Annotated in this window: 2 protein-coding genes; one reads left to right on the top strand and one right to left on the bottom strand. The window is 71.0% G+C overall.

Annotation, left to right across the window (positions count from 1 at the left end):
- Positions 1 to 168: 168 nt before the first annotated feature.
- Positions 169 to 762 (top strand): malonic semialdehyde reductase, encoded by a 594-nt coding sequence (locus FNQ90_RS22815; protein ID WP_182608077.1) that lies wholly within the window; start codon positions 169 to 171, stop codon positions 760 to 762.
- Positions 763 to 879: 117 nt separating this feature from the next.
- Here FNQ90_RS22815 and FNQ90_RS22810 read toward each other — a convergent pair.
- Positions 880 to 1,506 (bottom strand): DUF4245 domain-containing protein (locus tag FNQ90_RS22810; protein ID WP_182608076.1); only part of this gene is annotated, 627 nt, incomplete at its 5' end.

Below are 1,506 nucleotides of genomic sequence, written 5' to 3'. Positions count from 1 at the left end.
GGACGGGGGAGACACCGGGAGCGGGACGGCCACGGGAGCACGGGAGTGAGCGGCACCACTCCCCAATAACTTGAAGGTTCAAGAGATCACCAAGTAAGTTGAAGATTCAAGGAGGCCCACCCTAGAGTGGGTAGTACAAGATTCAACAATCGCTCGAAAGGCACACCCATGAGCTTCGCCCTCGACGACAAGGCCCTGGACCTCCTCTTCCGCGAGGCACAGACCGCCCAGACCTTCTCCGACGAGCCGGTCTCCGAGGAGAGGATCCGGGAGATCTACGACCTGATCAAGTTCGCCCCGACGGCCTTCAACCAGTCACCGCTCCGCCTGACGGTGCTGCGCTCCGCCGAGGCCCGCGGGCGACTGATCCCGCACCTCATGGGCACCAACCAGGCCAAGACGGAGACCGCCCCGGCGACCGCGATCCTCTCCATGGACACCGAGTTCCACGAGCACCTGCCCCGGCTCTTCCCCGTCATGCCCGGCCTGAAGGACGAGGTCTTCTCCGACCCGGACGCCCGCGTCGGCTCCGCCGCGCTGAACGCCGCCCTGCAGGCCGGCTACTTCATCCTCGGCGTCCGCGCCGCCGGTCTCGCCGCCGGGCCGATGACCGGCTTCGACGCGGAGGGCATCAACAAGGAGTTCTTCGGCGACGGCAAGCAGAAGGTGCTGCTCGTGGTGAACTTCGGCAAGCCGGGGGAGAACGCCTACTTCCCCCGCAACCCGCGCCTGTCCTTCGAGGAGGTCGCCACCGTCCTGTGAGCCGCCGACCGGCGTTCGCCGGATACCGTCGACCGGTGTTCGCGTTCGCGCCCGGCCACCGCCCCCTCCGGGGCTCCGGTGGTCGGGCGCGTGGTCGCGCCGGGCCCCGGGGGCGGCTCAGTCGCCGACGGGGGTCCCCTCGAACTCCCAGGGGGCCAGGGAGTCGGCGAAGAACTCCAACCGCTCGCGCGGGGCCGTGCCGGTGACCACGACGGTCCCGTCCGGATCCGTGGAGACCAGCGCGTCGAAACGGTCGCCGGTCATCCAGTCCCACTCGCGGTCACCGAGACGCACCGTCTCCCCGGTCGCCTCCGCGCCGCGCGTGAGATCGGCCACGAACGCGTCGCTCGCGTCGCCGACGGTGTCGGTCTGGGCCAGCGCGGCGTACTCGTTCTCCGGATCCATGAAGCCCAGGCGCCACACCGCGCCGTGCTCGTCCGCCGCGCGGTAGCGCACGGAGGTGGCGCGCCACTCCTCCGGCAGGTCACGGGGGGTCAGCAGTTCGTAGGGGGCGGCCCGGGCGGCGGTGTTCGCCTCCACCCGGTACTCCACCGGCCGGACCGGGTCCTGCGAGGGGTCGTTGGGGACCATCAGGTAGACGAAGAAGACACCCACCATCAGCACGGCCATGGACAGCACCATGTCGCGCACCGTCTTGCCGGCCAGGCCGCGCCCACCGCCGGGCCGGGGGGCCGCGCCCCCGGGGGCTCCGGTTCCCCCGCCGCCGGGCACGTCCGCGCCGCC

The organism is Streptomyces alkaliphilus (assembly GCF_014141535.1).
Taxonomy (GTDB): domain Bacteria; phylum Actinomycetota; class Actinomycetes; order Streptomycetales; family Streptomycetaceae; genus Streptomyces; species Streptomyces alkaliphilus.
Note: the sequence above shows the minus strand (reverse complement) of the source record. Positions and strands in the feature narration are given on the sequence as shown.

Bases quoted from the DNA above. Each gene is read 5' to 3' on its own strand.
- FNQ90_RS22815 (WP_182608077.1), top strand. From the start codon at position 169: ATGAGCTTCGCCCTCGACGACAAGGCCCTGGACCTCCTCTTCCGCGAG.